The organism is Alistipes sp., assembly GCF_020026455.1.
Classification (GTDB): Bacteria; Bacteroidota; Bacteroidia; order Bacteroidales; family Rikenellaceae; genus Alistipes.
This window is the reverse complement of the sequence record NZ_JAHHQJ010000009.1, coordinates 1-25333: the sequence shown is the minus strand read 5'-3', so window position 1 is coordinate 25333 and position 25333 is coordinate 1. Positions and strand designations below refer to the sequence as shown.

Sequence of the window (25333 nt, the reverse complement as noted above, 5' to 3'; positions counted from 1 at the left end):
TTCGGGTGTAGCTTGGGCTACTTCTTGATATTGGGCTGTTCCAGTCCGTATTTCTTTTTGCGGTCTTCCGCCTTGAGCCACAGTCCCAGCAGCATGGCCAGCACGCCGCATGCGACGAAAATCAGCATCGGACGGGTGTAGTCGTAGGGCATTCCCTCAGTGCGTCCGGCGTTGAAATATTTGAGTGCGAAGCCGAAGAGCATCGGGAACAGACACAGACCGATGTTCTGGATCCAGAATATCAGCGAATAGGCGGAACCCAGATAGCGCGTCTCCACGATCTTGGGCACCGAGGGCCAGAGAGCCGCCGGGACCAGCGAGAACGAGATGCCGAGCAGGACGATCGATCCGTAGGCGACGGGTTTGCTCGGGAATTCCGGGAGTACGAAGGCGAAGGTCAGGTGGCATGCGATCATCAGGATTGCTCCCAGGATGAGCATCGTGGCGCCCTTGCCCTTGTGGTCGAGGTAGCGGCCCAGGAAGGGGGTGATGGCGGCCGCGCCCATCGGGAACCAGCGGAAAATGTCGGCTGCGGTCTGGGCCGATACGCCGAGGTTGCTCTCCAGCATGTTGGTGGCGAAGCGCTGGAAGGGGAAGATGGCTGAGTAGTAGAGCACGCAGAGGACGGCGATGATCCAGAACACCTTGCTGCTCAGGATGTATTTCAGGTCGCTGATCTTGAATTCCTCCTCGCTGCCGGCTTCTCCGCGGCTGTCGAGGCCCAGTTGTTTGTCCAGCTTGCGGTCCATGAAGGAGAAGATCACGAACGTCAGCAGTCCGATCAGCAGCAGCACCGTGCAGAAAGCCACGGGTCTGACGACCGTTGCGGGAGCCATGTCGGCGAGCCAGGGCGAAATGGAGAATATGGCGAAGACACCGACTCGGGCAATGGCCATTTCCAGTCCCATTGCCAGAGCTATCTCCTTTCCTTCGAACCATTTGGCGATGGCTTTTGATACGGTGATTCCGGCCATTTCCATGCCGCATCCGAAGATCATGAATCCCAGCGAGGCCAGTTTTGCCGAGGCGGGGAAGGAGGTCCACCACGCGCCGAGCCACGTTTCTACGGGCGAACCCACGAAAGCGTCGCTCACGGCGTAGTATTTCAGACAGGCGCCGATGAACATCAGCGAAGCCGACAGTTGGCCGGTGAAGCGCACGCCCATCTTGTCGAGGATGATGCCTGCGAGGATCAGAAATCCGAAGACGTTGAGAATGAACTCCGAACTTCCGTACATGCCGAATACGTCGGGAGTCCATCCGCGCTGTGTCTCGATCATGCTTTGCAGCGGGGACATCAGGTCGACGAACATGTACCCGAAAAACATCGTGGACGCGATGAGCAACAACGCCGTCCATCGGGCCGCGGGCGAGTCGTTGAGTTTACGTTGGATAGTTTCTGACATATTTTTATGTGTTGAGTTAGTTGTCCCGTGATGCGTATCGTTTCAGCACCTCATAGGCTTCGGTTACCCCCAGTTCTCCGGCTTTCGAGAGGTCGAGACATCCCTTGCGGGTGTCTTTCATGAACAGCTGGATGATTCCTCGGTTGTAGTATGCCTCGGCGAATGCGGGGTTGAGTGAGATGGCCTTGGTGTAGTCCTCGAAAGCCTCGGGCAGCCTTCCCGAGAGGGCCCGCAGGTTGGCGCGGTTGTAGTAGGCATAGGCGAAGTCGGGGAAGAGCTTCACGGCCTTGTTCAGGTCGGCCACCGCCTCGTCGTAGTTGTACGTCCGTTTCGAGTTGTTGTTCAGGCGGTTTGCCGGATCCGAGTCGATCGTGATCCGCTGGTAGGAGTTGTCGATCGACGAGATGAAGTCGATCATCTCGGCGCGTGTTGTCGAACGGTTCAGGTAGAGGAACGGGTTCGAGGGGTTCAACTCGATGGCCGATGAATAGGTTCCCACCGAATTGGTGTACTGCTTGATGAGCGACTGCGTGACGGCGCGTTCGAAGAGCACGGTCCACGAAGGATCGTTCGTCTTGAGTTCCTGCACGTAGTGCTTGTCGAGCATCACCAGCGTGTCGGGGGCGATGTTGCTCTCGCGGCACGAGAGGGTGAGGTATTGGTTGTCGATGCGCTTCTTGAAATCGTCGACGCGCTGCAGGTGATAGGGTTTCGCTGCGGGAACCGAGTCGGGTCGCATCAGCGTAAACTTGAACAGGGGCAGCAGACGCATCTCCTCGTGGCCGCCGTTGTGGCCCGTGATGCGGTCGAAGCTGCCTCCGGCAAACTTGCTGTCGAACGAGAGCAGGCGGTCGAAGCGCTGTGTGGTGTCGGCGTAGATCGAATAGGTGCTGTCGTTGAGCCGCGAGCGGTATTCCGCGATTTTCCGCTGTGCGATCGAGCGGTCCTCTTTGGCTCCCTGGGGGTCGCGGAGCAGTTCGCGCAGACGTCCGCGGTAGATGTAGGCGTTGGCGAAGTCGGGATACAGCTTGATGGCCGAGGAGTAGTCCTCCACGGCGCGCTCGATCTCACCTAGCTGGGCGTATACGCCCGCACGGTTGTAGTAGACCAGCACATTGTTGGGTGCGTAGAGCGCCACCTTGTCGTAATCCTCCAGCGCGCGGTTGTAGTCTCCGATCTGCGTACGCAGCATCGCGCGGTTGAAATAGGTCAGCGAGTTGGTCGAATCGAGCTGTATGACCTTGTCGAAATCGGCCAGTGCCTGCATCGGGCGGTTGGTGGCGTTGTAGACCAGCGCGCGGTTGAAATAGGAGAGCAGGTAGGCCGAATCGCACTCGATGGCCTTGTTGAAGTCCGCCTCGGCCTCCTTGTACTGTTCCTGCTGGAGGTACAGCCCGCCGCGGCGGTTGTAGCCGTTGGGGTTCTCGCGGTTGGTGATAATCGCGGTATTGAAATTCCGGTAGGCGTTCGTGGTGTCTTTCAGGTGGAGGTAGCTCAACCCCCGGCAGATGAAGGCGTCGGCCACCTTGTTTTCCTGACGGATGAACTTGTCGAAATCGTCGATGGCCTCCCTGAACTGCTGGTTCAGCAGGCGCGTCACGCCGCGGCTGTAATAGGGTCCGGGCAGGTCGGGGCGCAGCTCGATGGCTTCGCGGAAATCCTGCAGGGCGTCGTCGTAGTTTCCCAGCCGCGAGCGGGTGATGGCGCGGTAGGTGTAGGCCTGCGTGTAGACGGGATTGAGGCGTATGGCCGTCGAGAAATCGTCTTCGGCACCCAGCAGGTCGTCGAGGTTGTATTTGGCGATGCCGCGCAGGAAGTAGCCTTCGAATGCGTCCTCGTCGAAGCGCAGCAGGGTGTTGAGCGTGCGTATGGCCTCCTGATAGTCGTTGTTCATCATGCACGAACGCCCGACCCAGAAAAAATATTCCCGGTTGTACTGTGCGAGGGCTTTCGTTCCGCACAGCAGGGCTGTTCCCAATATGATTCCGGCTATGAGTTTCCGCATGCTGACTTATTTTGCTTTTTTAACGGGCTTCCGTGCGATTTATTATTCCTGCTCGTATCCGAACCTGCGTAATTGCCTCTCGTTGTTGCGCCAGTCGTCGCTGACCTTGACGAAGAGCTGGAGGAAAACCTTCTTTCCGAGGAACTGTTCCATGTCTTCGCGCGCCTTCTGCCCGACTCTCTTCAGCTTCTCGCCCTTGTGACCGATCAGAATGCCCTTCTGCGAGTCGCGGGAGACGTAGATCGTCGCCGCTATTCGGTCGATCGTCGGCTCCTCCTTGTAGCTTTCGATTTCGATCTCGCAGCAGTAGGGGATCTCCTTGTCGTAGAATTTGAGGATCTTCTCGCGGATGATCTCCGACGCGAAGAAGCGCAGTGTCTTGTCCGTGAGCGTCTCCTTGGGGTAGAACGCCGGACCTTCGGGCAGCAGTGAGAGAATGGTCTGAAACAGCCCTTCGATGTTGAAATTCTCCTTGGCCGAAGCGGGTACGACCTGTGCTCCGGGTATTTCGGCCTGCCATTTGTCGACCAGAACTTCGAGAGCCTCGGGTGTCGTGAGGTCGATCTTGTTGATGACGACGATGGTCGGGATACCGCTCCGGCGGATGTTGTCGACGATTTCGGCCGATCGTTCACTCTGCTCCACGGTGTCGGTGACGTAGAGAATCACGTCGGCATCTGTCAGGGCGTTCGTCACGAACTTCATCATCGACTCCTGCAACTTGTACGAGGGTTTCAGAATACCGGGCGTGTCGGAGTATACGATCTGGAAATCCTCGCCCGACACGATGCCCATGATACGGTGACGAGTTGTCTGCGCCTTGGCGGTTATGATCGAGAGTTTTTCGCCCACGAGGGCGTTCATCAGCGTCGATTTTCCCACGTTGGGATTGCCGATGATATTTACGAAGCCGGAACGGTGCATTTCTTTAGCTTTATTCGCAGACAAAGGTAGGGATTTATTCGAATTTATCCTATATTTGTCCTACAATATGTAACCCCACCTGGGCTTTTCTTCGGATGCGGATGAACGGAGTTTACCCGCATGTTGTGTGTTTTGCCATTGGACGGATGCAAAATTCCGCTTTGATCAATTCTCCCCGTTTGGCTTGCGCCTGCCTGCCGGAAATCCATGCCCTCTTGGCATTCGGTAAAACCTCCCTCTTTGCTTTTCCTCCCGGAGAATTCTCCGCCTGTTATCCACGGCCTCTCCGCTTGCTGTTTCGAGCGGGGAAGGCTGCCTCTTCTCCGCTTGCTGTTTCGAACGGGGGCCGCCTTCTGCCACCCACTGCGCTAACGCTTGCTTTTCCTCCCGGAGAAGTCTCCGCCTCCTGCCCGCCGCTTGTCATCTCGACCGGGGGCCACCTCCTGCCTCCCTGCCTCGCCGCCACTTGTCATCTCGACCGGGAGACCTGCCGGCTCCCCTGTTCCGCGCCGCTCGCCTGCCTCCTCCTGTCAGCCCCTCCCGATCGCGGCAGGAGCCTCGACGGAAAGCGTCGTTGTGTTGTCTGAAGGCCCATTTTGCAAAAAGGCTCCCGAAAACGAGAGCCTTTTTGTTATGAAGTCTTGTGTGCCATACAGCCTATCGGCGCATCATTCCGCCGGGCATTTTGGGGATCTTCATGCCGCCGCCGGCCACGGCCTTCATCATCTTGCGCGTGTCGTCGAACTGTTTCATCAGTCGGTTGACATCTGCCATCGTCGTTCCCGAACCCTTGGCGATGCGTTCACGCCGACGTGCGTTGATGATCTCGGGATGCTCGCGCTCGGCGGGGGTCATCGACGAGATGATCGCCTCGGTCTGCTTGAAGACATCGTCCGGAATCTCCACATTCTTGAGCATCTTGCCCATGCCGGGGAGCATCGACGCAAGGTCCTTGAGGTTGCCCATCTTCTTGATCTGCTGAATCTGCGTGATGAAGTCGTTGAAGTTGAACTGGTTCTTCACCAGTTTTTTCTTCAGTTTCCGGGCCTCCTCCTCGTCGAACTGCTCCTGTGCGCGCTCCACGAGCGACACCACGTCGCCCATGCCCAGAATCCGGTCGGCCATGCGCTCGGGGTGGAACACCTGCAGGGCGTCCATCTTCTCGCCGCTCGAAATGAACTTGAGGGGTTTGTTGACCACCGAACGGATCGAAATGGCCGCACCGCCGCGCGTGTCGCCGTCGAGTTTGGTGAGGACCACGCCGTCGAAGTCCAGCCGCTCGTTGAACTCCCGAGCGGTGTTCACGGCGTCCTGACCCGTCATGGCGTCGACTACGAACAGCGTTTCCGAGGGCTTCACAGCGGCCTTGATGGCCGTGATCTCCTGCATCATGGCCTCGTCCACGGCCAGACGGCCCGCGGTATCGACAATCACCACGTTGCAGTTGTTCTGACGGGCATATCGGATACCGTTTTCGGCAATCTCTACGGGATTTCGGTTACCCTCCTCGGTGTAGACCTCCACGCCGATCTGCCCGCCGAGCACTTTCAGCTGGTCGATGGCCGCGGGACGGTAGACGTCGCCAGCCACCAGCAGCACCTGACGGCCCTTCTTCGACTTGAGCATCGAAGCCAGCTTGCCCGAGAAGGTCGTCTTGCCCGATCCCTGCAAACCTGCGATGAGGATCACCGCCGGAGTGCCCTCCAGGCGGATGTCCGTGGCTGTTCCGCCCATCAGTTCGGCCAGCTCGTCGCGGACGATCTTGGTCATCATCTGTCCCGGCTTGACGGCTTTCAACACGTCCTGCCCCAAGGCCTTCTGCTTCACTTCGTCGGTAAATGTCTTGGCGACCTTGTAGTTGACGTCGGCGTCGATCAGCGCTCGGCGGATCTCCTTGAGCGTCTCCGCGACGTTGATTTCGGTGATGCGTCCCTCGCCTTTGAGGATTTTGAACGACCGTTCGAGTTTATCTGTTAAGTTTTCAAACATGACTTCTGAAATTATCCGAGCACAAAGATAATCAATAATTCACAAAGCACAATCCGCCGTATGAATTTTGTTGCGCCGAGAGGCGTTGCCGTCGCCGCTACCGGAGCAGCCCGGCCTCGTAATAGATCACGATCTGCTCGATCATCCGATCCTCGCCCTCCTTGTCGTATTGCGACTTGAGGTCCTGACCGAAGATTTTGGAAATTCCCTGCCAGAATCCCGCCACGAATCCGCCGCGGAACTCCTTGAGTACCTCGTAGGCGGTGTATTCGGTTTCGCGGTCGATGAGCTTCAGCAGCACGCGGCCCTGCGTGCGGGTCATGCGCTTCAGCACGGGGGTGTATTCGGCCTTGATCTCGTGGTAGATTTGTCGGATATACTCCTTCTGTGCCTTTTTGGTCGGCAGGCGGCACAATTCCTCTTCCATCGTGGCCATCTTTGCCCGGGCGATTTTGGCAATGGGGTAGACCTTTTTCACGGCCTCCACCAGCCGGCGGTAGCGGCGCAGGTCGACCGGGCGGCTGAAGACGTAGACGGGCAGGACGTGGACCAGCGGGATCGAATCGCCCTGTTCGACCGCCCACTCCTGATGCCAGAAGCCGCGACCTCCCTGCGCCTGCACTTCGAAGAGTGCGGCGACGGACAGAGCGATGAGGAGGATCCACTTTTTCAACGGCAGCAAATTTTTTCGTATCTTTGTGTCGGATTCCGGATGCAATCCCGTGCGGTTTAGCATCCGGTTGGCCGGGGTGTCTCCGGCAAAGATACGAATTCATTGCAACAAACGAATTACGAACAACGAATATTATGCTTGAAAAAGGACTTTCCGCCCGCAGCGCCGCAACCGTCGCTGCCGACAATACGGCCGCCGCGATGGGTTCGGGCGACCTTTCGGTTTTTGCCACCCCCGCGATGGTGGCTCTGATGGAGCATGCGGCCATGACGGCCGTTGCCGGCGAGCTTCCCGAGGGTGCGACGACCGTCGGCGCCGAGATGAACGTCACGCACATCAAGCCGTCGGGCCTGGGTACCGAGATCACCGCTACGGCCGTGCTTACCGAGGTCGAGGGGCGCAAACTGACCTTCAACGTCGGTGCCCGCGATGCCGAGGGGATGATCGGCGAAGGCGTCCACATCCGCTACATCGTCGACCGGGAAAAATTCATGGCCAAGGTAAAATAACGTCCGCCGCCGCCGCCCTCCTCCCTCCGCGTCTCGTCTCCTTCTGCCGCTTCCTTCTGCCGCCGAAGCGCTTTTTGAGGACTCCCGATCGGGACGGGTTGGGGGCGCTATGGCTGTGATTGCCCGCCGCTCCGCCGCCCCGCCGCAATGCCTGCCGGGTGCCCGGATTTCCGCCGGCCCCCCCCTCCTCGGATGCCCGGAGCCGTGCCGGCCGCTATCGAATCCCCGCTCCAAGGACCGGGGTATTCGTCGGTGTCGGTCGCTTTGGCATACCCCTTTCCGTTTTGCCGTATGGGATTCTTGCCCGACGGTTGCCGGGTCATCAGGGCCGCGCGTCCGTTCCTCGGGCGGAGGATCTCCTTTGTGTCCGATGCCTGCCGCCGGGGGCACGCTTCGTCGCGTTTGACCTGGCCGGGCGGGTATAAAAAAACAGGTGTACGAGAGCGTACACCTGTTCGAATTTGATCGTTTAATTTAGAAAGGCCAAGGGGTAGCTTCAGCCGTCGAAGGCACGTTCTTCACCCAGGTCACTTTTTCCGAAGTCTTCATGGTGTGACCGTTTCCGGTATAGTCCTTGAATTCCTGACCCTTGCCGTCGTTGCAGCGCCAGTAACCGACCAGCCCCTCGGATTTCGCCGATGTTCCGGTCATGTTGTTGACAATCTGCGACTCGGTGCGGCATACCGACCAGATGCGGGCCTCGGCCAGCATGATCTTGCATCCTGTCCACCAGCTGCCGCCGGTTCCGTGGCCGCCTCCGGATTCGCCGCCGAACCACCAGGCCGAGCCGAAGGTCGGCTTGCAATGACCGTCCTTCGATCCGGCAAATGCGCCGTTGACATAAAGACGAGTCGTAGTACCGTCGTATGTCATGGCCAGATGCTGCCATTTGTTGGGAGCAAACGACTTGTCGGGATTCAGATACCACCCCTCGCCCTGGAACTGCACCAGCGAGTGGGCCTGGAACTGAGCGTTGGCACTCTGGGGATCCTCGAAACGCAGCAGCACGCTGCCGCCGTTGGTGAATACCGCACGGTTGCGGTTGCTGGTGTTGCTAATCTGGAACCGCACCTCGACGGTGAACTGGGGAAGCTCCATGGGGAAGCCGTCGCAATGCAAATTGGCTCCGCCGTTGAAGCAGGGGAGATCCGAGATGATAATCTCCTCCAGCGGAATCACGAAAGTCGAAGTGGTATTCGTCACGGGAACGACCTTGTCCTCGCTCACCAGACGCAATGCGATTGCGTAAGGCTCGCCCGACAACTCGGTGGGAATCTTCTTGACATGAATTTTCGTCGAGGGGGCATTGAACTCGCCCTTCTTGATGAGGGCTTCGCGCTCGAACTCCACGATTTCGGCGGGAGCCATCACATAGCTCGAAGCCTGCTTTCGGTTGTAGTTGTCGAGCACCTCCTGGTCGAATTCCAGACGGAATTTGGCATCATCGGGAGCGACGTTGCTCAGACAGACATTCACTTCGGCATCCCCACCGTTGGCTCCCACGGTGATTTTGACATTCTTGTTCGTCGAACTCTCGTTCAGAAAAGCGTGGACCCCCATGTCGCTGGTCGCGTAGTCGGCGTCGTCGCAGGCAACAAAGCCGAAAGCCGCGCAAGCCAGACCGAGAGTCAGCAGTTTGATATTGTTTTTCATGATTTTGTCGATATTTTGGATTCAACTATTTGCTGGCAGGATTCTGCGCCTGAATGCCGCGACGCATCCACTTGTAACGAGGATTGTTTACCGACTCGTTGTTGAACTTGTAGGCCCCGAAACCGCCCTTGCGGAATCCGTTGAACGGCTCCCACATCGCCATGCCGAGCATCGAGGGAATCTCATTGATGTCGCAGGCTCCATTTCGGTCAGTGAACCGATACCCTCCGTTCAAAGCCTCCAATGCCGGCTCGAGGTTCTCGGTCATCACCGTGCGGTTGGTTACCGTCTCCTCGCCTACGGTTGAGCCAAATGTGCTGATCAGACCTGAAAGCCGACTGTCGAGGTTTCGGACGCTGTTGCTCCAGCCAGCCGGATTGCCGCCCGTGCCCGAATAGGCCTGAATCACGAAGTACGAGATGTAGGGACCGGTCTCGGCATTCAAAGACTGCGGTTCGCCGTCGACGATAAGCAGCTTCTCGGGGTTCTCCGACTTGGGACCGATATACTTGCCCAGCTCCGAAATTAGGATGTGCATTTTGCCGTTGTCGCTGGCCAGAGGACCTCCATAGCCGTAGTGAGGCTCGAAGTCGATGTCGAATCCGTCGTAGTTATACTTGTTCAAGGTGTCGATGATGGCCTTCGCATATTTCTTGATGGAGGCCTCGATTGCGGCATCGTCGCCATTGACCCAACCCCAGAACTCGTTGCGTTTCTCCGGGGTGTCGTATTCGGCGGGGGTGAAGCCCTGACCGACATATCTGGTGAACGAACAGGGAACAACCTTGGTTCCTTTCTTCTCCTGCACCATCTTGAGATCCATCTTCTGCCAATCCTTCAGGTTCGAAGAACCGCTCCACAGCGATACGACGTCCATCGAGTCGGGCACACCCATCAGCGAACCGCTGTAATCGGCTCCCGGCTCGGTCCAGTTGTCAAACCAACCGAACGAAATCGAGTGGGGCGATTTCTTGTAGTCGCGCAGCGCCTGATAGTAGGTCTCGGGGAAGGCGCTGTTGTTGGGATCGTATTCGTTTTTCCGCAAAGCCTCTGCATCGGTCCAGTCGCTGCAACCTGCAACGGTTGCCGAAAGGAGCAACGACGCTGCCACTGTGCTCTTTAAACTCTTGATATTCATAATTTGTTCGTTTCTAAAGATTTGACACTATTATTTCTTCGCCCAGAACAAATCCACCGATTCGTTGTCGACGCCGCCCATGGCCGTTACGGCAGCATCGTAGTTGGCCTTGTTCAAGTTCTTCTCGGTGAAGGGGTAGCGCAGACGGCGCATGCCTTTGAAGTTGTCGGTGATAACCCCGTTGCTGAGGTTGTCGATGGCGGGATTCAGCTCGGGGTAGCCCGTGCGACGGAACTCGGCCCATGCCTCGAGCCCCATCATGTAGTTGGCAATCCACTTCTGGGTGATGATCCGCTCAAGCATCTGGTCTTTTGTTGCACTGTCATCCCACTTCACGGTAATCTTGGTCTCGCGCGTGTAATTCTGCGAAGGACCTCGGGGATCCTTCTCGTGATTTGCAGGAGTACTCTTGTCGTCGTTGAGGTAGGCATTTGCGGCCTCGGCCGAAATACCGTACTGCTCCATCGACAGGCGAATACCTGCCTCGTAATACTCCTTGGCAGGCTTGTCCACATTCCAGCCTCTAACGGCCATCTCTGCCCGGAGGAAATTGGTCTCCGCGGCCAGGAATACGGGAATAGGATCGGTCGAAACCAGATTCAGACTCGAATACTTGGCGGTCACGTCTCCCTTGTTGAAGTTGGCGGTACCTGCACGCATACCTACATACTTGTTGTCTACCTTCTGGAAGTACTTCTCGCGGCGGGGATCGTTGTAACCGGTCATGTAGTCCACAATCGAAGCGTTGACACGCAGGTCGCCCCACGATGTGCAAGCCAGCTGGAAGGGGTTGCCCTGTACGCCGGGATTCATCATGGCATTCTGGGCGTTGGTCTCGATCAGACCGCCGGGACGCTGGCAGGCCTCTTCGGCTGCCTGCTTGTCCCCGATGCGGATCGCCAGACGAAGAATCAGCGAGTTGGCGTAGCGTACCCAGCCGGCATAGTCGCCGCCGAAGAGGGCATCGCCGTTGCCCAGAGGCATCGAGCCGGGGAACTGCGTGGCGTAGTCGTTCAAAACCGAAGACGCAGCCTTCATATCATCGAGCAGGTGCTTGTAAACCTCCTCGCAAGTATCGTAGGCCACATAGAACGAACCCTCCTTGACCTGCGAATAGGGAATTGCGCCGTACATGTCGGCCACACGCATCATCACGGCCGCACGCACCAGACTGGCAACGGCATAGAAGTGGCCGGAAGCGTTGGTCGACTTCGAGATGTCGAAGAAGTTGGCGTATATATCCTCATACATGGTGTTGTAGGGTGTGGCGTTCCAGCCGTCCGAGGCGTTGAAGGTATCGAAGTTCTGTCCGCCCCAGCGGTTCGACAGGGTGTAGTACCCGCCCAGCGATCCGACCATCTGGTCGATCATCTGTGAGTCGTTCTGCTGGATATATGAGATACCGTCGATCATGGTAGGGAGCAGGATTGCCGGGTCAGCCTTGTAGATGGCATAGGGATCTTTGTTGTAGTCCTCGTAATTCCCCGTGCAATTTACCAAACCGCAAGCTGCCAGGAGCAGGCAAGTCGTTTTAAAAAAGTTTCTTTTCATCGTTCTAAACGGTTAGAATTGCAGTTTTACGTTGAAACCAAAGTTGCGGGTGTTGGGCTGCATGAAGTAGTCCACGCCCTGATAGAAAGAGCTGCTGGTCGATGCCGAAACCTCGGGATCGAATGGAGCCTTGCAGTAGATCATCCAGAGGTTCTTGGCGATGAATCCTACGGTGAGCCGGGCCTTGTTGTTGAACCACTTTCTGGGGAGTGTGTAGTTCAGACTCAGCTCCTGAAGGCGGATGTTCGAAGCGCTGTAAAGATAGTATGCGCCGTGTCCGCCGTCGGCACTCGAAATGGTGCTGTAATACTTTTCGGTATCGATGCGGCCGAAGTTGATGGGCACGCCGCCCTGGTTGCGGAAGTCGGCCGAAGCCTGCGAAGTACCGTAGTAGTCGAGAATACCCTGGGTTGCGGAGTAAGCCAGACCACCCACGCGTGCCGTGAAGACCATCCCCAGCTCGATTCCCTTGAATCCGAACGAGTTTGCCCAACCCATGTTGTAGCGGGGCGAGAGCGAACCCACCTTGCGCATTTCGGTCTCCTCCATGGCGAGGTTGCCCTTGTCGACCAATACGTAGCCCTGATCGTCACGCTTCAGTTCGTGGTTGACATAGATGTCGCTCATCGAACCGCCGGGACGCAGGATAACCTGGGGTGCCACGTTCGAAGCTCCCAGCCAGTCCTTCTTGATTTCGTCGGTCGAGAAGGTCTCTCCCGTTGCTTCGATGTATACATTGTCGGCCAGTTCGTTGATTCGGTTCCGGTTCAGCGTCAGCGTGAAGGAGCTGTTCCAGGTGAAGTCGCCCCACTTGTTGTTGTAGCCCAAGGCCAACTCCATACCCTGGTTCTGCACGTCTCCGGTCTGGACAATCATGTCCTTGTAGCCCGACGACGAAGGCATGGGCGCGTAGATGGTCTGGTGATAGGTATTCGAACGGTAGTAGGTCACGTCCAGAGACAAGTGGTTGAAGAACCGGGCGTTGATACCGATTTCCCACGACTTGGTATCCTCGGGTTTGAGGTTCGACGCGGGGAATGTGGTCGGCTTCTGCCAGTTATGGGTCTGCTCGTCGAACTTGTAGGCGGGGTTCGAGATGAACCGGCTGAATGCCGACGCCACCTTCGAGTAGGATCCGCGCACCTTGAGGAACGAGAGCCACTCGGGCATGTTGACCATGTTGGAGACAATGGCCGAGAGACCTACCGAGGGATAGAAGAACGAACTGTGCCTGGTGAAGGCCAGCTGCGACGCCCAGTCGTTACGGCCGGTCACGGTCAGGTAGAGCATTGACTTCCAGCCTACCTCGACCGATGCGAAAATGGCCTGGTTCTGGTCGTGCCATCCGTTCTGAATCGGCTTGTACTTCTCTGCATAGTTGAGGTTCTTCATCGAGAACTGATTGACCAGCAGCAGGTCGCCTCCACCTCCGGCCTCTTCGAAACGCTGGTCGTTGATCGAAGCACCGATGTTTGCGTTCAGGGTCCAGTCGTCGCCGAACTGCTTGTCGATGTTGAGCATCAGGTCGCCGTAGAAGTTCCGGTCGTGCTGGGTCACATCCTCATACCCGCCGTTCATTCCTGCGAAGGTCGTCAGGGTCGAAGCATAATACATCTTCTTGAGGCGATACTCCGAGTTGTCGACGCGCACACGGCCGGTGACATTCATCCAGTCGGTGATGTTCCACTTGAGCGACGCGTTGAGCATGTAGCGACGCTTGTCGGTCTCGCGCTTGTTTCGTTTCTGCAGCCAGTAGGGGTTCTGCATCGAGTGGTTCCCCTCGCCATAGGGCCAGTACTAGGCCATGTAGCCGCGCACGGGGTCCCACCGCTCGAAGAGCCGCACCTCGTCGAAGTCCTCGCCGCGGGGGAAGAGGTAGACGGCCGGCAGGGGGTTGTAATACTTGCCCTGCGAGACCATGTTGCGGTCCTTCTGGATCACGAAGTTGGCCCCGAGGTCGAGGACGAGCTTGTCCTTGGCAAACGAGGTGGTGTTGCGGGTCGTGAAGTTGTAACGGTCGTAAGAGTTTTCGGGGATGATACCCGTCGTGTTGGTGGTCGACGCCGAGATATAGGTCTGGTTCTTCTGGTTGCCGGTCGAGAGCGACACCGAGTTGATGATGTTTGTTCCGGTCTGGAAGAACTTCTCGGGGTCGTAGGAGATGTCGTCTCTCTTCTCTCCCCAGTTCATGTACCCGCTCGATGAAGCGTAGGAACGCTGCATTTCGGGCAGCATATATACCTTCGAGAAGGTGGTGCTGTTGCTCACGGTCACGTTGGTGCGGTCCTTGGTACCGCGTTTGGTGTTGATGATGACCACACCGTTGGCGGCATCCGAACCGTAGAGGGCAGCCGCCGAGGGGCCGGTCAGCATGTTGATGGACTCGATGTCCTCGGGGTTGATGTCCGCCGCGCTCTCCGAACCGGCCGGGGTTCCGTAGGCTCCGCTGCCGCCGGAGATGCTGTGGTTGTACATGGGGATACCGTCGATCACATAGAGGGCGTTGTTTCCCTTCTCGATCGATTTATCGCCGCGCATCACGACACGGGTTGTGGCACCGGGGCCGCCCGAACCGCTGTTGATGGTCACGCCGGCCACCTTTCCGACCAGCGAGTTCATGAAGTTTGCATCCTTCACGGTGGTCAGCTCTTCGGCCTTGATCTGCTGGACTCTGTACGACAGGGCCTTCTCCGAGCGCTTGATACCCAGTGCGGTAACGACTACCGCATCGAGCGTGGCGTTCTCCTCCTCGAGTTTCACCTTCAGGAAGGTCTGTCCGGTGAATGCGATTTTCTGGCTTTTGTAGCCCATGAACGAGATGGTGATCTCCTCACCGTTCCCGACCTTCAGTTCGAAAGTTCCATCGATGCCGGTGGTTGTTCCTGCACCGCTGGTGGTGATAACCGTAGCTCCGGTAACCGGACCTATAGCATCCTCGACGACACCTTTGAGGGTTGTCTGCTGTGCGAAAGCTGACTGAATGGCGAAAGTCATCAACACAAAAACCGAGAGGAATGCTCCAAGTTTGGACTTGAATGATTTAAGCATAATTAGTAGATTTAAATTTTTAGCGCATAAGCAACAATTTGAGCGAATGGTAAATAGCCGGGGATAACCGGTTGGTTGGGTTTGTTTTTCAGGTTTTAAAAAAAATGTTTTGTTTTAGTTAGTAATCAGTCTGTTGTCAGGATGAAATTTCTCTTTTCCGATTCCGCATTTCCCAGCCACCTGAACCGCGGAAAATCGGCGCGGAATTCCATCGCTTCACGCATTCTCAAATGTGAATATAGTAATAAGTCGTGTAATTTCTAAATTTTGGCCGGATATTTTGCGCTCTTTTTTGCAAATATTATTATCGTGTTGATAATAAGCCACGAAGGGAGGTATTCGTCTAATAGTCAGTCTATTTCGTTGTGAAATAATTTTTATTTCGTTTGGAATTCACTTTGAAAACAGGAGTTTCGCGGCCGGAATTTTTGATTAAATGCCAGCTTTCTTTTGTTGTTTTTGTCAAAATAGCGGCACGTACGGTTATACATATATTAATTAGATTAAGTAGGGTAGGGTGCCGCCGCCCGTTCCCCGTCCCTCGTCGTCTTCCCCGTCCCTCGTCATCTTCCCCGTCCCTCGTCATCTTCCCCGTCCCTCCCCGTTGCCGCCGCTTCGCCGCCCCTCCTTATCGGCCGAATTCAGATTCAAACTCTTCATTTTGAAAGCGATAAGCTTTATTATTTCCCATTCCGTCAAAATTGTGCGAAATCATGCTGTAATATGATAATTTATCGCTATCTTTGCCGTCGCTTTCGAGCAAATGTTTGAGCTGTGGTGTAATGGTAACACAGCAGATTTTGGTTCTGTCGTTCTGGGTTCGAGTCCCGGCAGCTCAACACGAAAAAGGCGGTCGCATGACCGCCTTTTTCGTTGACCGGAGCCCCCTCGCCGGGCTCCTTCTGGACTTTTCCCGGGAAAGTCCGCTATTTTCGGCTGTACGCCGTGCCGCCATTCCGGGATTGTTGGCTTCAGGATGCTTCCCCGGGGTTGGATGCAAGCCTCACGTTTCGCGGATCTTGCGGTGTGAGATGAACGCAGCGATCCACAACAGGACGACCGAGCCGATGACGGCCATCGCCAGACTGCCCAGCGTGCCGACGGGCACCCATCCGAACAGCGAAAAGAGCCAACCTCCCAGTACGCCGCCGATGAGTCCGACGATCAGGTTGACGAAGAGTCCCGAACCTCCTCCCTTGACGATCAGGTTGGCAATCCATCCGGCTGCCAGTCCGATCAGCAGATACCATAGAAAATACATAATCTTGCATTTTGGAACGCTTTTCGGGGAGCAAAATCCGTACCCGATCCGACCGGGTCTATCTTATAAGGTCTTTTTCAGCGCTTTTGCCAACTGATCGGGACACGACGTTCCCCGTCCGCGGCAGTCGATACCTTCGAGCCGGTCCGCGACCTGCGCCGCCGTCATTCCGCACACGAGGGCCGCTATTCCCTGCAAATTGCCGTGGCATCCGCCGGTGAAGACGACGCTCCGCACGATCCCCTCTTCGACTTCGATGTCGATTTGCCGGGAGCAGGTTCCCTGGCAGACGTGTGTTATTTTCTGTATCATGGAGTTATCCTTTTTCGGTTTGCGGGTGCGAAGATACGAAATTCGGGATCTTTCACAAAATGTTGAAAACTTCCTGCTCCGGAATTTTGAAAGTCGGGGAATAATGGAGAATTTTGTGCATCGCAAAGGTATCCTTCATCCCGCCGGGGCGGAGGATAAGAGGGAATCGGGTGCGAATCCCGAACAGTTCCCGCTGCTGTAAGCACTTTATGCCGCAGGCGAATCGTCGAGCCACTGTCCCGCGGGGACGGGAAGGCCGTCTGCGTGTCGGTGCGAGTCAGAAGACCTGCCTTTGCGCAAGCAATGTCGGCCCTGCGGGGAAACGGGGCCTGTTGTGAAACTTATATACTCAATATTACAATGGATTACACGCAGATTTCCATCATCAAACGTGATGGTAAAACCGAACCTTTTTCTCTGGAAAAAATCATCCGTGCCATCACGAAGGCCTTCCGTGCTGGCGGCATAACGGACGAGGGACAGGCCGTCGAGCAGATCGCCACCGACGTTGCGGCGTCCATCACCAAGGGCGAGATTTCGGTCGAGGAGATCCAGGACATGGTCGAGGAGCGGCTGATGAAACGCAACCCTACGATCGCCAAACGTTATATCATCTACCGCGAGTGGCGCAACGTCGAGCGCCACCGCCGGTCGTCGATCAAGAGCGTCATGGACGGCATCGTGACCGTCGAGAAGAATGACATCAACCTCTCGAACGCCAACATGTCGTCGCACACGCCGGCCGGACAGATGATGACCTTCGCCTCGGAGATCACCAAGGACTATGCCCTGAAATACCTCGTGGGCGTCCGCCACGGCCGTGCCCACCGCGACGGGGACATCCACATCCACGATCTGGACTACTATCCCACGAAGACCACGACCTGCATCCAGTACGATCTGGACGACATCTACGGGCGGGGATTCGCCACCAAGAACGGCTCGGTGCGTACGCCGCAGTCGATCCAGAGCTACGCCACGCTGGCCACGATCGTCTTCCAGACCAACCAGAACGAGCAGCACGGCGGACAGTCGATCCCGGCATTCGACCATTTCATGGCCCCGGGAGTGCTGAAGACCTTCCGCAAGCACCTGGGCGACATGACGCTGTTCCTGTGCCAGGTGACCGGCGTGCAGGTGCCCGAACGTGCGGAGCTGAAGGCGCTGATCGCCGAACATGTGCCGACGATCGAACCCTGCGAGGCGTCTGTGGATCGGCTGTTCGCCGCCCTGCGCCAGTCGGGCGTGGAGGTGGCCGACGAGGACATCCGACGCATCTGGCGGCAGGCCTACGACACGACGCGCCGGGAGACGCACCAGGCGATGGAGGGCTTTATCCACAACCTCAATACGATGCATTCGCGCGGCGGCAACCAGGTGGTCTTCAGCTCGGTGAACTACGGCACGGACTTTTCGCCCGAGGGGCGCATGGTCATCCGCGAGTTGTTGTCCGCCACGGTCGAGGGGCTGGGCCACGGCGAGGTGCCGGTCTTCCCGATCCAGATTTTCAAGATCAAGGAGGGCGTTTCGTGGTGCGAGGAGGACTATGCCGCTGCGGTGAAGGACTTCGACAAGGCGCTGGCCGGAGAGATCCGGTTCAAAACCCCGAACTTCGACCTGCTCATCGAGGCGTGCCGCACCACATCGGTGGCTCTGTTCCCCAACTTCATGTTCCTCGACGCACCGTTCAACCGCCACGAGAAGTGGCGCATCGACGATCCCGACCGGTTCCGCTACGAGGTGGCGACGATGGGATGCCGTACGCGCGTCTTCGAGAATCTGCACGGCGAGAAGTCATCGTGGGGCCGCGGCAACCTTTCGTTCACGTCGATGAACCTGCCGCGTCTGGCCATCGAGGCGATGCGCGAGGCCGAGGACATGATTCCCGACGGCAACAAACATGCGATCCGCAAGGAGGCGCGTGAAATTTTCCTCGAGTCGGTGCACAAGAGCGCCACGATGATCGCCGAGCAGCTCTACGAACGCTACTGCTTCCAGCGCACGGCCCTTGCGCGTCAGTTCCCCTTCATGATGGCGAACGACGTCTGGAAGGGCGGCGGGCGGCTGCAGCCCAACGAGGAGGTGGGCGACGTGCTCAAGCACGGCACGCTGGGCATCGGCTTCATCGGCGGCCACAACGCGATGGTGGCAATCTACGGCGAGGGTCATGCTACTTCGAAGGAGGCGTGGCAGACGCTCTACGATGCCGTGACGGTGATGAACCGCGTGGTCGAGGAGTACAAGACCAAATACGGGCTGAACTATTCGGTGCTGGCAACCCCGGCTGAGGGCTTGAGCGGGCGCTTCACGCGCATGGACCGCAAGCGCTACGGTGAGATCCCCGGGGTCACCGACCGCGACTACTACGTCAACTCGTTCCATGTCGACGTGCGCGAGCCGGTTTCCATCGTCGAGAAAATCCGTCTTGAGGCTCCGTTCCACGCCATTACGCTCGGCGGTCATATCACCTATGTCGAACTCGACGGCGAGGCCCGGAAGAACCCCGTGGCGATCCTCAAGATCGTGAAGGTGATGCAGGACGAGGGTATCGGCTACGGCTCGATCAACCATCCGATCGACACCTGCCGCAAGTGCGGCCACCGCGGAGTGATCTACTCGAAATGCCCTGTTTGCGATTCGGACGACATCCTGCGCATGCGCCGCATCACGGGTTACCTGACGGGCAGCCTGGAGTCGTGGAACTCGGCGAAGCAGGCCGAAGAGCGCGACCGGGTAAAACATCATTAATCGGCACGGAGCGCGCCGGCAAGGGCAGGGCATGCCTTGGGCATGTGTCCCCCGAGCCGGCGCCGGTACGCGCCGCCGAATCCCGCCGGCGACAGCATGCCGAAATCATCTCCGCCGTAAACTTACGTCTAACCCTGTTTTTTCGATGGAACCACTCCGCATCCTGGGCATCTATCCCGAAACCATCTCCGACGGTTACGGACTGCGCTATGCGATCTATTTCGCAGGGTGCACACACCGTTGTCCCGGGTGCCACAACCCCGAAAGCCACGATCCCCGACAGGGCGAGCCGCTGACGGCGGGGCGTGCCGAAACGATCTGTGCCGCAATTGCCGCGAATCCGATTCTCGACGGCGTGACGCTCAGCGGCGGCGATCCGTTGCTGTATCCCGAAGCCATGGCGGTGTTTCTGCGGCTGCTCAAGGAGCGCACGGGCCAGAACATCTGGTGCTACACGGGTTATACGCTTGAGGAGTGCCTTGCCAATCCGGCCCGCCGGGAGTGTCTTCGGTGGATCGACACGCTGGTCGACGGCCGCTATGTCGAGGCGTTGCGTGATCTGTCGCTCAATTTCCGGGGGAGTTCCAACCAGCGTATCATCGACGTCGGGGCCCTGCATCTGTTCGAATAGGGCCAGTGAGAACTGCATCGTTCGGACAGACCCATGAAAAGGCCCCATGTCTGGTCTGAACAGGCCCATGAAAAAGAGGGAGCTGTGTCTGTTCGAATCTGCTCCTTCCTCCTGAAAAAACCGATCTATCTCTTCGGGCGGGACCATAAAAAAAGAGCTGCAAATCCTTGCAGCTCTTTTTTATGTGTGGGTTACCTCTACTGACGCTGGAGGTCCGAATTGTCGGCCACGACCATGTTTTTGTCGATGCGCAGCGTCACATTGCCGTCGACCTCGATCAGCAGGGTAGTCTCCTTGATCTCCTTCACTACACCGTAGATGCCGCCGGCCGTGATGACTTTGTCGCCTTTTTTGAGTCCGTTGCGGAATTCCTGCATCTGCTTGCGGCGCTTGGCCTCGGGGCGCCACATGAACAACCAGAGCACCAATACCATGAGACCGATCATGATGATGAAACTGTACTGCTGCATGAATCCCGGCTGAGGCTCTATCGGGGCCGTCTGAAGAAAATTAATCATAATTGTATTCGTTTTAAGATTTTATTTCATTGAACGAAGCAAAGATACGAATTTTTGTCGAATATGCAAGCACTTTATTCGACATCGGCCTCGACGAACAAGCGTAGGGGTTTTGCGCCTCCGGCCAGCACAATGTCGAGTGTTTTGAGCTGCCATCCCCATTCGCCGCGCGAATCGAAGGAGAGTGTCACCTGCTGTGCATCTCCCGGTGCAATCGGCTGTGTATCAAATTCGAGCGACGTGCATCCGCAGCTACGCCGGTAGGATGCCACGGCCACGGGACGGCTCGCGTCGTTGGCCAGCCAGAGACGCAGCACGGCGATTTCTCCAGATCCGAGGTGCCCGAACCGCACGGTGTCGGTGCCTCCCGTGGTGAGTATCGAGTCCGTCAGCGAGATAATCCGGCCCTTGCGTTCGACTGCACGTGGAGCCGTGCCGCAGGCTGCGGCGAGAGCTGCTAGGGCGAGGATCGCGAGCATGCGGGTCATGGCCGTCGGGGATCAGATCAGGCCGCGTCCGGCCTTTTTGATGCGTCCTTCCGCGGTCAGCGACTCGACGATCTTGTCCAGCACGCCATTGATGAACGTGCTGCTGCCCGGCGTGGAGTAGTACTTCGAGATTTCGATCCATTCGTCGAGCGTCACCTTGACGGGGACCGACGGAAACGAGGTCAGCTCGGCCATTGCCGTTCCGATGATCAGGTTGTCCATGAAGACGATGCGCTCCACGTCCCAGTTGGAGGTGAATTTCTCGATGTAGTCCTGAAAGGCGGAGTAGTTGACCAGCGATTTTTCGAACAGCGTCTTGATGAATTCGGGATCCTCGCTGCTCTTGAACTTGGAGGGCACCTTCAGCTCGGTGTGCGAGACGCGCAGGTTCGAGAGCGAACGCAGGATCATGATCACGATATAGGGGAGGTCGTCGGACCAGAGGATCGACATCTCCTCCAGCACGTCGTCCAGCGCCTCGCTGTTCTGCAGCTCCTTGAAGAACTCTTCGAGCAGCTTTTTGTCGTCGTCGAACGCGCGCCCCTCGCGTTGCATGTATTCCTTGTAATAGTCGCTCTCGATCAGCTGTGTGTAGAGCGTTCGGATCAGTTCGGGATAGCGTTCCCACCCCAGTTTGCGGGCTGCGATGTGGTCGTTCACGGCGTCGCTGTTGGCGATCGTGCGGATCACGGCGTTGTCCACGAACTTGGTGTTGGGGTTCAGGTCTTCGAATGTCGGCAGTTTCTTCTGCTTGGCCAACTCCTGACGCTGTTCGGCGTAACGCGCGATCTCCACGGGGAGGATCAGTATCTGAAAATAGAGGTCATAGGCCTTGTCGACGGACGCCATCAGTGTTTTTTCCGATGCCATCATGTTGTCTGCGCCCGATTTGAGATGGGCGAACAGAGCCTTGACGACCTTTATACGGAGTAATCTTCTGCTCAACATTTTTTTAGAACGATTTTTAACGGCCGCAAAAGTACAACTAAAAATCAAGATTTGAAAATTAAGCGGCGAGAATTCTTTCTCCGGACGCTTTCCGCGTGGCCGCCGTGGCAAATTTCCCTGCGGCAGACTCCCTTGCGGTCGATTCCCTCGTGACCGATTTCATGGTGGCCCCCCCCCGGCGTGAGATTCCGCTGTGTCCGGAAATCCGGCCGGCCCCGAACCGGATGGCATACGATCGGAGACAGCAACGATTGCCTCTTCCCGCTTCGGGTTTGTGGACGCCAATGCGCCCGTTCGAGGTGCACGGGGGCCCGCCGGCGGGATTCTTTGCCCCCGATTTTTAAATTTTGATCCTTAATTTTCAAATTGCTTTTGCTTTTGCCTATCTTTGTACCCGTATGGAACAACTGGAAGAAAAACAGCCTTTCGACGTCATCGTCATCGGGGCGGGCGCCGCGGGCATGATGGCCGCGGGCACGGCGGCGCGCAGCGGCAAGCGCGTGCTGCTGATCGAAAAGATGGAAAAGTCGGGCCGCAAGGTTCGCATCACGGGTAAGGGCCGCTGCAACGTCACCAACGCGCGCCCGGCCGAGGAGTTCGCCCAGCAGGTGCGCACCAACGCCGCGTTTTTCAAGGTGGCTTTCTCGGAGTTCAACAACCGGGCGACGATCCGCTTTTTCGAACGCGCGGGTGTGAAACTCGACATCGAGCGCGGCGACCGGGTTTTTCCGCGGAGCGGCAAGGCCTGGGACATCGCCAACGCACTGCTGGAGTTCTGTGTCGAAAACGGCGTCAAGATCATCTGCAATACGCGTGTTACGGAGATCCTGACACTCGGGGGCCGGGTCTTCGGCGTGAAATATATCAACAAACGGGGTTTCGAGCGCAAGGAGGAGTGTGCGCAGGTGATCCTCGCCACGGGCGGAGTCTCCTATCCCGCGACCGGATCGACGGGCGACGGCTATGCCTTTGCCGCCGACCTGGGCCATACGGTCGAGCCGCTGCGTCCGTCGCTGACCCCGCTCGTGTCGTCGCACTCCCTGATGAAACACCTCGACCGGGTGCTGCTGCGCAACGTGCGCGCGACGCTTTATGTCGACAACGAACCCGTGCGCGAGGAGTTCGGCGAGATCGGGTTCTCCAACCGGGGCATCGAGGGTGCCGTGGCGCTGCGCATGAGCCGTGACGCGGTGGATGCCCTGATCGACGACAAGCGTGTGAAACTGATCCTCGATCTGAAACCCGCACTCACGGAGGAGGTGCTCCGCGAACGCATCGTGCGTGAAATCGCCGCCCTGAAACCCGACGAATTTTTCGGCGAACTGCTGCGCAAGCTGGTTCCCAAGCCGCTGGTGCTGCCGCTGGCTCAGGAGATGGACATCCGTGCGAACTGCTACGTCGGCAAACTCTCCGAGGAGCAGATCACGCGCCTGGTGCTGACGCTCAAGGGGTTGACTTTCCCGATCACGGACTATGCGCCGTTCGAATACGCTGTGGTGACGGCCGGCGGCGTGCGCTGCGACGAGGTGGATCCCTATACGATGGAGTCGCTGAAGGTCAAAGGCTTGTATTTTGCCGGCGAGGTGCTCGACATCGACGCCAATACGGGCGGTTACAACCTCCAGATTGCCTTTTCGACGGGCCGTCTGGCCGGGATGCTGAAAAAATAGAGGTCATGAAGATTGCCGGCCATCCCATTTTTCTCCGGTTGCCCGGGCGTGTTTCCGAACTGCGCAACCGGCTCTCCCGCGCCCGTTATTTCCGCGGCCACGGGGTTCATTCGCCGTTCGTCTACGACATTGTGCGCAATGTGTTCATGCGCGACAACCTGCTGCCGGGGCGCCGGGACCTGTACGAAGCCCTGCTTGCGGAGGGAGTCTCCCGCCGTCGGGCGGTGCAGCTGCAGAATCTGATGATTCATTGCGGTTATGCGACCTTTGGCCTGAATCGTGCGGATGCGGAGTTCTGTGTTGCCACGTGCGGCCTGCCGCGGTCGGCGACGCTCGCGCTGGTGCGTGCGGCGGCCGAAGCGGGACATACGGTGTCGCTGATGTCGCCCTACGACGGCTGCGAGCGGCAGGCGCTGTGCGGGCAGATTATCGCGGAACACGCCTCGACGACAGTGGATAACCGGGGTTTTCTGCTGATTTTCAACAACCATTTGCCAAAACAACATTTCCGGATATGAAGGTATACACGAAAACAGGGGACAAGGGTACGACCTCGCTGATCGGCGGCGAGCGGGTTTTCAAGACCGACGAACGGGTCGAGGCCTACGGCACGGTCGACGAACTGGCCGCTTTCACGGCCCTGCTGGCCGATCACATGCGCAGCGATGCGGCACTGGCGTCGTCGGTCGACGATCTGAACCGCATTCTTTCGCGGCTGATGTCGGTCGAGGCGCTGCTGGCCACGGGGCAGTCGGGCAGTGACAAGGTCGCCCCGCTGGACCCGAAGTCCGTTTCATGGCTCGAAGAGCGTATCGACGCCATGCAGGAGCTTCTGAAGCCGATCGACAAATTTACGATTCCGGGCGGCAATGCCGTGGTGTCGCTGTGCCATGTGTGCCGCACCGTGTGCCGGCGAGCCGAACGCGCCGCGCTCCGTGCCGACGCCAAATACGGGGTCGACACGACGGTGCTGGCCTGGCTGAACCGGCTTTCGGACTATTTCTACCTGCTGGGGCGGACCCTCACGGCCCACTATGCCGTCGACGAGGTGCTGTGGATCCCCTGATCGTTCCTGAAGGGGGATACAACAGACAAAGCGGCTCCTGTCACTATGCCAAAGAACTCCTTGATAAGTTTAGTATTAAATGTTCTGTTCGGCATTGCCTTTGAATCGACTTTGACAGAGTAGGCCCTTCCTCCTTCAAGGTTTAAGACATGTCGTGTCTTATTGGTGTTCTACATCAAACCACAACTATGTGGACGACATTCTAACATATTCCTCCGTTGTATCTTATTCGTGTTCTACATCAAACCACAACTTCTCGTTGCGGATGGAGATAATCCCGTAGTTGTATCTTATTCGTGTTCTACATCAAACCACAACCCTGTACGAGGAACTCCGCCGCAGCCTCGGTTGTATCTTATTCGTGTTCTACATCAAACCACAACTATGTGCCCAGCAGGGGACAATAGCCGATGTTGTATCTTATTCGTGTTCTACACCAAACCACAACTGTTAATCCGTTCCGCTTGGCACGGCCGGGAGTTGTATCTTATTCGTGTTCTACATCAAACCACAACTTTCGGGGAGCTTCTCGGCAATGTTCGAAGGTTGTATCTTATTCGTGTTCTACATCAAACCACAACTTCTTCGGGCGGCTGTCGGTCGAGGGCGTAGTTGTATCTTATTCGTGTTCTACATCAAACCACAACTGGCCGCCGTCCGTAACGGTATCATCGTGGGTTGTATCTTATTCGTGTTCTACATCAAACCACAACCTTTGAAGTTTTGTTTTGATTGTTGTTAGGTTGTATCTTATTCGTGTTCTACATCAAACCACAACTTCTTCGGGCGGCTGTC

General features: G+C 57.3%; 21 protein-coding genes, 1 tRNA gene, 1 CRISPR repeat array and 1 riboswitch. Of the genes, 7 read left to right on the top strand and 15 right to left on the bottom strand.

What is annotated here, in order from left to right; all coding sequences use genetic code 11:
• Positions 1 to 17 precede the first annotated feature (17 nt).
• From QZ460_RS06535 to QZ460_RS06515, 5 genes are all read right to left on the bottom strand, one after another.
• On the bottom strand, positions 18 to 1406 hold the full coding sequence (locus QZ460_RS06535) for an MFS transporter (RefSeq protein ID WP_290540775.1): 1389 nt from the start codon (positions 1404 to 1406) through the stop codon (positions 18 to 20).
• Positions 1407 to 1422: 16 nt separating this feature from the next.
• The gene (locus tag QZ460_RS06530) at positions 1423 to 3411 is read right to left on the bottom strand and encodes a tetratricopeptide repeat protein (RefSeq protein ID WP_290540774.1); all 1989 of its coding nucleotides are present in this window, start codon (positions 3409 to 3411) and stop codon (positions 1423 to 1425) included.
• A gap of 42 nt (positions 3412 to 3453) precedes the next feature.
• On the bottom strand, positions 3454 to 4335 hold the full coding sequence (gene era / locus QZ460_RS06525; RefSeq protein WP_290540773.1) for a GTPase Era: 882 nt from the start codon (positions 4333 to 4335) through the stop codon (positions 3454 to 3456).
• A 657-nt stretch (positions 4336 to 4992) separates the two neighbouring features.
• Complete coding sequence (gene ffh / locus QZ460_RS06520) at positions 4993 to 6324, bottom strand: signal recognition particle protein (protein ID WP_290540772.1); 1332 nt, start codon at positions 6322 to 6324, stop codon at positions 4993 to 4995.
• Between the two features lie 97 nt (positions 6325 to 6421).
• Positions 6422 to 6997: a DUF4294 domain-containing protein gene (locus tag QZ460_RS06515; RefSeq protein WP_290540771.1), complete on the bottom strand. Its 576-nt coding sequence runs from the start codon at positions 6995 to 6997 to the stop codon at positions 6422 to 6424.
• 134 nt (positions 6998 to 7131) lie between these two features.
• On the opposite strand from QZ460_RS06515, the gene QZ460_RS06510 reads away from it, so the two are divergent.
• Entirely contained in the window at positions 7132 to 7506 is a 375-nt protein-coding gene (locus QZ460_RS06510; RefSeq protein WP_290540770.1) for a thioesterase family protein, read from the top strand.
• A 474-nt stretch (positions 7507 to 7980) separates the two neighbouring features.
• On the opposite strand, the gene QZ460_RS06505 is transcribed toward QZ460_RS06510, so the two are convergent.
• The 5 genes from QZ460_RS06505 to QZ460_RS06485 are packed head-to-tail and all read right to left on the bottom strand — an operon-like array spanning position 7981 to position 14896.
• The gene (locus QZ460_RS06505) at positions 7981 to 9159 is read right to left on the bottom strand and encodes a DUF1735 and LamG domain-containing protein (RefSeq protein WP_290540769.1); all 1179 of its coding nucleotides are present in this window, start codon (positions 9157 to 9159) and stop codon (positions 7981 to 7983) included.
• A 25-nt stretch (positions 9160 to 9184) separates the two neighbouring features.
• Positions 9185 to 10297 (bottom strand): glycoside hydrolase family 18, encoded by a 1113-nt coding sequence (locus QZ460_RS06500; protein ID WP_290540768.1) that lies wholly within the window; start codon positions 10295 to 10297, stop codon positions 9185 to 9187.
• Between the two features lie 30 nt (positions 10298 to 10327).
• A complete protein-coding gene (locus tag QZ460_RS06495) occupies positions 10328 to 11848 on the bottom strand; it encodes a SusD/RagB family nutrient-binding outer membrane lipoprotein (protein WP_290540767.1) in 1521 nt (506 codons plus the stop codon).
• 12 nt (positions 11849 to 11860) lie between these two features.
• Positions 11861 to 13615 (bottom strand): hypothetical protein, encoded by a 1755-nt coding sequence (locus QZ460_RS06490; RefSeq protein WP_290540766.1) that lies wholly within the window; start codon positions 13613 to 13615, stop codon positions 11861 to 11863.
• 30 nt (positions 13616 to 13645) lie between these two features.
• A complete protein-coding gene (locus QZ460_RS06485) occupies positions 13646 to 14896 on the bottom strand; it encodes a TonB-dependent receptor plug domain-containing protein (protein ID WP_290540765.1) in 1251 nt (416 codons plus the stop codon).
• 768 nt (positions 14897 to 15664) lie between these two features.
• Between QZ460_RS06485 and QZ460_RS06480 the strand changes: the two genes are divergently transcribed.
• Positions 15665 to 15735, top strand: a tRNA-Gln gene (locus QZ460_RS06480).
• A 164-nt stretch (positions 15736 to 15899) separates the two neighbouring features.
• Here QZ460_RS06480 and QZ460_RS06475 read toward each other — a convergent pair.
• Together QZ460_RS06475 and QZ460_RS06470 are read right to left on the bottom strand one after the other, a co-directional pair.
• Positions 15900 to 16157 carry a GlsB/YeaQ/YmgE family stress response membrane protein gene (locus QZ460_RS06475; RefSeq protein WP_290540764.1) on the bottom strand — a complete coding sequence of 86 codons (258 nt, stop codon included), beginning with the start codon at positions 16155 to 16157 and terminating at the stop codon, positions 15900 to 15902.
• 63 nt (positions 16158 to 16220) lie between these two features.
• Positions 16221 to 16469, bottom strand: a complete 249-nt coding sequence (locus QZ460_RS06470; RefSeq protein ID WP_290540763.1) for a TIGR03905 family TSCPD domain-containing protein — start codon at positions 16467 to 16469, stop codon at positions 16221 to 16223.
• 109 nt (positions 16470 to 16578) lie between these two features.
• A riboswitch (cobalamin riboswitch) is annotated at positions 16579 to 16778 on the top strand.
• Positions 16779 to 16829: 51 nt separating this feature from the next.
• Between QZ460_RS06470 and QZ460_RS06465 the strand changes: the two genes are divergently transcribed.
• Together QZ460_RS06465 and nrdG are read left to right on the top strand one after the other, a co-directional pair.
• Positions 16830 to 19217: an anaerobic ribonucleoside triphosphate reductase gene (locus QZ460_RS06465; RefSeq protein WP_290540762.1), complete on the top strand. Its 2388-nt coding sequence runs from the start codon at positions 16830 to 16832 to the stop codon at positions 19215 to 19217.
• A 145-nt stretch (positions 19218 to 19362) separates the two neighbouring features.
• Positions 19363 to 19848 carry an anaerobic ribonucleoside-triphosphate reductase activating protein gene (gene nrdG / locus QZ460_RS06460; protein ID WP_290540761.1) on the top strand — a complete coding sequence of 162 codons (486 nt, stop codon included), beginning with the start codon at positions 19363 to 19365 and terminating at the stop codon, positions 19846 to 19848.
• 197 nt (positions 19849 to 20045) lie between these two features.
• Here nrdG and yajC read toward each other — a convergent pair whose 3' ends face one another.
• The 3 genes from yajC to QZ460_RS06445 all read right to left on the bottom strand — a co-directional run bounded on the left by yajC (position 20046) and on the right by QZ460_RS06445 (position 21802).
• Complete coding sequence (gene yajC / locus QZ460_RS06455; RefSeq protein WP_290531552.1) at positions 20046 to 20366, bottom strand: preprotein translocase subunit YajC; 321 nt, start codon at positions 20364 to 20366, stop codon at positions 20046 to 20048.
• Between the two features lie 74 nt (positions 20367 to 20440).
• Positions 20441 to 20854, bottom strand: coding sequence for a DUF1573 domain-containing protein (locus QZ460_RS06450; protein WP_290540760.1), 414 nt, complete (start codon positions 20852 to 20854; stop codon positions 20441 to 20443).
• A gap of 12 nt (positions 20855 to 20866) precedes the next feature.
• Positions 20867 to 21802 carry a transcription antitermination factor NusB gene (locus QZ460_RS06445; RefSeq protein WP_290540759.1) on the bottom strand — a complete coding sequence of 312 codons (936 nt, stop codon included), beginning with the start codon at positions 21800 to 21802 and terminating at the stop codon, positions 20867 to 20869.
• Between the two features lie 398 nt (positions 21803 to 22200).
• On the opposite strand from QZ460_RS06445, the gene QZ460_RS06440 reads away from it, so the two are divergent.
• The 3 genes from QZ460_RS06440 to QZ460_RS06430 are packed head-to-tail and all read left to right on the top strand — an operon-like array spanning position 22201 to position 24538.
• Positions 22201 to 23472 carry an NAD(P)/FAD-dependent oxidoreductase gene (locus QZ460_RS06440; protein ID WP_290540758.1) on the top strand — a complete coding sequence of 424 codons (1272 nt, stop codon included), beginning with the start codon at positions 22201 to 22203 and terminating at the stop codon, positions 23470 to 23472.
• Positions 23473 to 23477: 5 nt separating this feature from the next.
• A complete protein-coding gene (locus QZ460_RS06435) occupies positions 23478 to 23990 on the top strand; it encodes a hypothetical protein (protein ID WP_290540757.1) in 513 nt (170 codons plus the stop codon).
• On the top strand, positions 23987 to 24538 hold the full coding sequence (locus QZ460_RS06430; RefSeq protein WP_290540756.1) for a cob(I)yrinic acid a,c-diamide adenosyltransferase: 552 nt from the start codon (positions 23987 to 23989) through the stop codon (positions 24536 to 24538). The genes QZ460_RS06435 and QZ460_RS06430 overlap by 4 nt, the downstream gene beginning before the upstream one ends.
• A gap of 151 nt (positions 24539 to 24689) precedes the next feature.
• Positions 24690 to 25317: a CRISPR direct-repeat array (repeat unit 37 nt; unit sequence GTTGTATCTTATTCGTGTTCTACATCAAACCACAACT).
• Positions 25318 to 25333 lie beyond the last annotated feature (16 nt).

Excerpts from the sequence above, each read along its gene's own strand:
- QZ460_RS06535 (WP_290540775.1), bottom strand. The coding sequence starts at position 1,406 with ATGTCAGAAACTATCCAACGTAAACTCAACGACTCGCCCGCGGCCCGA.
- QZ460_RS06530 (WP_290540774.1), bottom strand. The coding sequence starts at position 3,411 with ATGCGGAAACTCATAGCCGGAATCATATTGGGAACAGCCCTGCTGTGC.
- era (WP_290540773.1), bottom strand. The coding sequence starts at position 4,335 with ATGCACCGTTCCGGCTTCGTAAATATCATCGGCAATCCCAACGTGGGA.
- ffh (WP_290540772.1), bottom strand. The coding sequence starts at position 6,324 with ATGTTTGAAAACTTAACAGATAAACTCGAACGGTCGTTCAAAATCCTC.
- QZ460_RS06510 (WP_290540770.1), top strand. The coding sequence starts at position 7,132 with ATGCTTGAAAAAGGACTTTCCGCCCGCAGCGCCGCAACCGTCGCTGCC.
- QZ460_RS06505 (WP_290540769.1), bottom strand. The coding sequence starts at position 9,159 with ATGAAAAACAATATCAAACTGCTGACTCTCGGTCTGGCTTGCGCGGCT.
- QZ460_RS06500 (WP_290540768.1), bottom strand. The coding sequence starts at position 10,297 with ATGAATATCAAGAGTTTAAAGAGCACAGTGGCAGCGTCGTTGCTCCTT.
- QZ460_RS06495 (WP_290540767.1), bottom strand. The coding sequence starts at position 11,848 with ATGAAAAGAAACTTTTTTAAAACGACTTGCCTGCTCCTGGCAGCTTGC.
- QZ460_RS06490 (WP_290540766.1), bottom strand. The coding sequence starts at position 13,615 with ATGCAGAACCCCTACTGGCTGCAGAAACGAAACAAGCGCGAGACCGAC.
- QZ460_RS06485 (WP_290540765.1), bottom strand. The coding sequence starts at position 14,896 with ATGCTTAAATCATTCAAGTCCAAACTTGGAGCATTCCTCTCGGTTTTT.
- QZ460_RS06475 (WP_290540764.1), bottom strand. The coding sequence starts at position 16,157 with ATGTATTTTCTATGGTATCTGCTGATCGGACTGGCAGCCGGATGGATT.
- QZ460_RS06470 (WP_290540763.1), bottom strand. The coding sequence starts at position 16,469 with ATGATACAGAAAATAACACACGTCTGCCAGGGAACCTGCTCCCGGCAA.
- QZ460_RS06465 (WP_290540762.1), top strand. The coding sequence starts at position 16,830 with ATGGATTACACGCAGATTTCCATCATCAAACGTGATGGTAAAACCGAA.
- nrdG (WP_290540761.1), top strand. The coding sequence starts at position 19,363 with ATGGAACCACTCCGCATCCTGGGCATCTATCCCGAAACCATCTCCGAC.
- yajC (WP_290531552.1), bottom strand. The coding sequence starts at position 20,366 with ATGATTAATTTTCTTCAGACGGCCCCGATAGAGCCTCAGCCGGGATTC.
- QZ460_RS06450 (WP_290540760.1), bottom strand. The coding sequence starts at position 20,854 with ATGACCCGCATGCTCGCGATCCTCGCCCTAGCAGCTCTCGCCGCAGCC.
- QZ460_RS06445 (WP_290540759.1), bottom strand. The coding sequence starts at position 21,802 with ATGTTGAGCAGAAGATTACTCCGTATAAAGGTCGTCAAGGCTCTGTTC.
- QZ460_RS06440 (WP_290540758.1), top strand. The coding sequence starts at position 22,201 with ATGGAACAACTGGAAGAAAAACAGCCTTTCGACGTCATCGTCATCGGG.
- QZ460_RS06435 (WP_290540757.1), top strand. The coding sequence starts at position 23,478 with ATGAAGATTGCCGGCCATCCCATTTTTCTCCGGTTGCCCGGGCGTGTT.
- QZ460_RS06430 (WP_290540756.1), top strand. The coding sequence starts at position 23,987 with ATGAAGGTATACACGAAAACAGGGGACAAGGGTACGACCTCGCTGATC.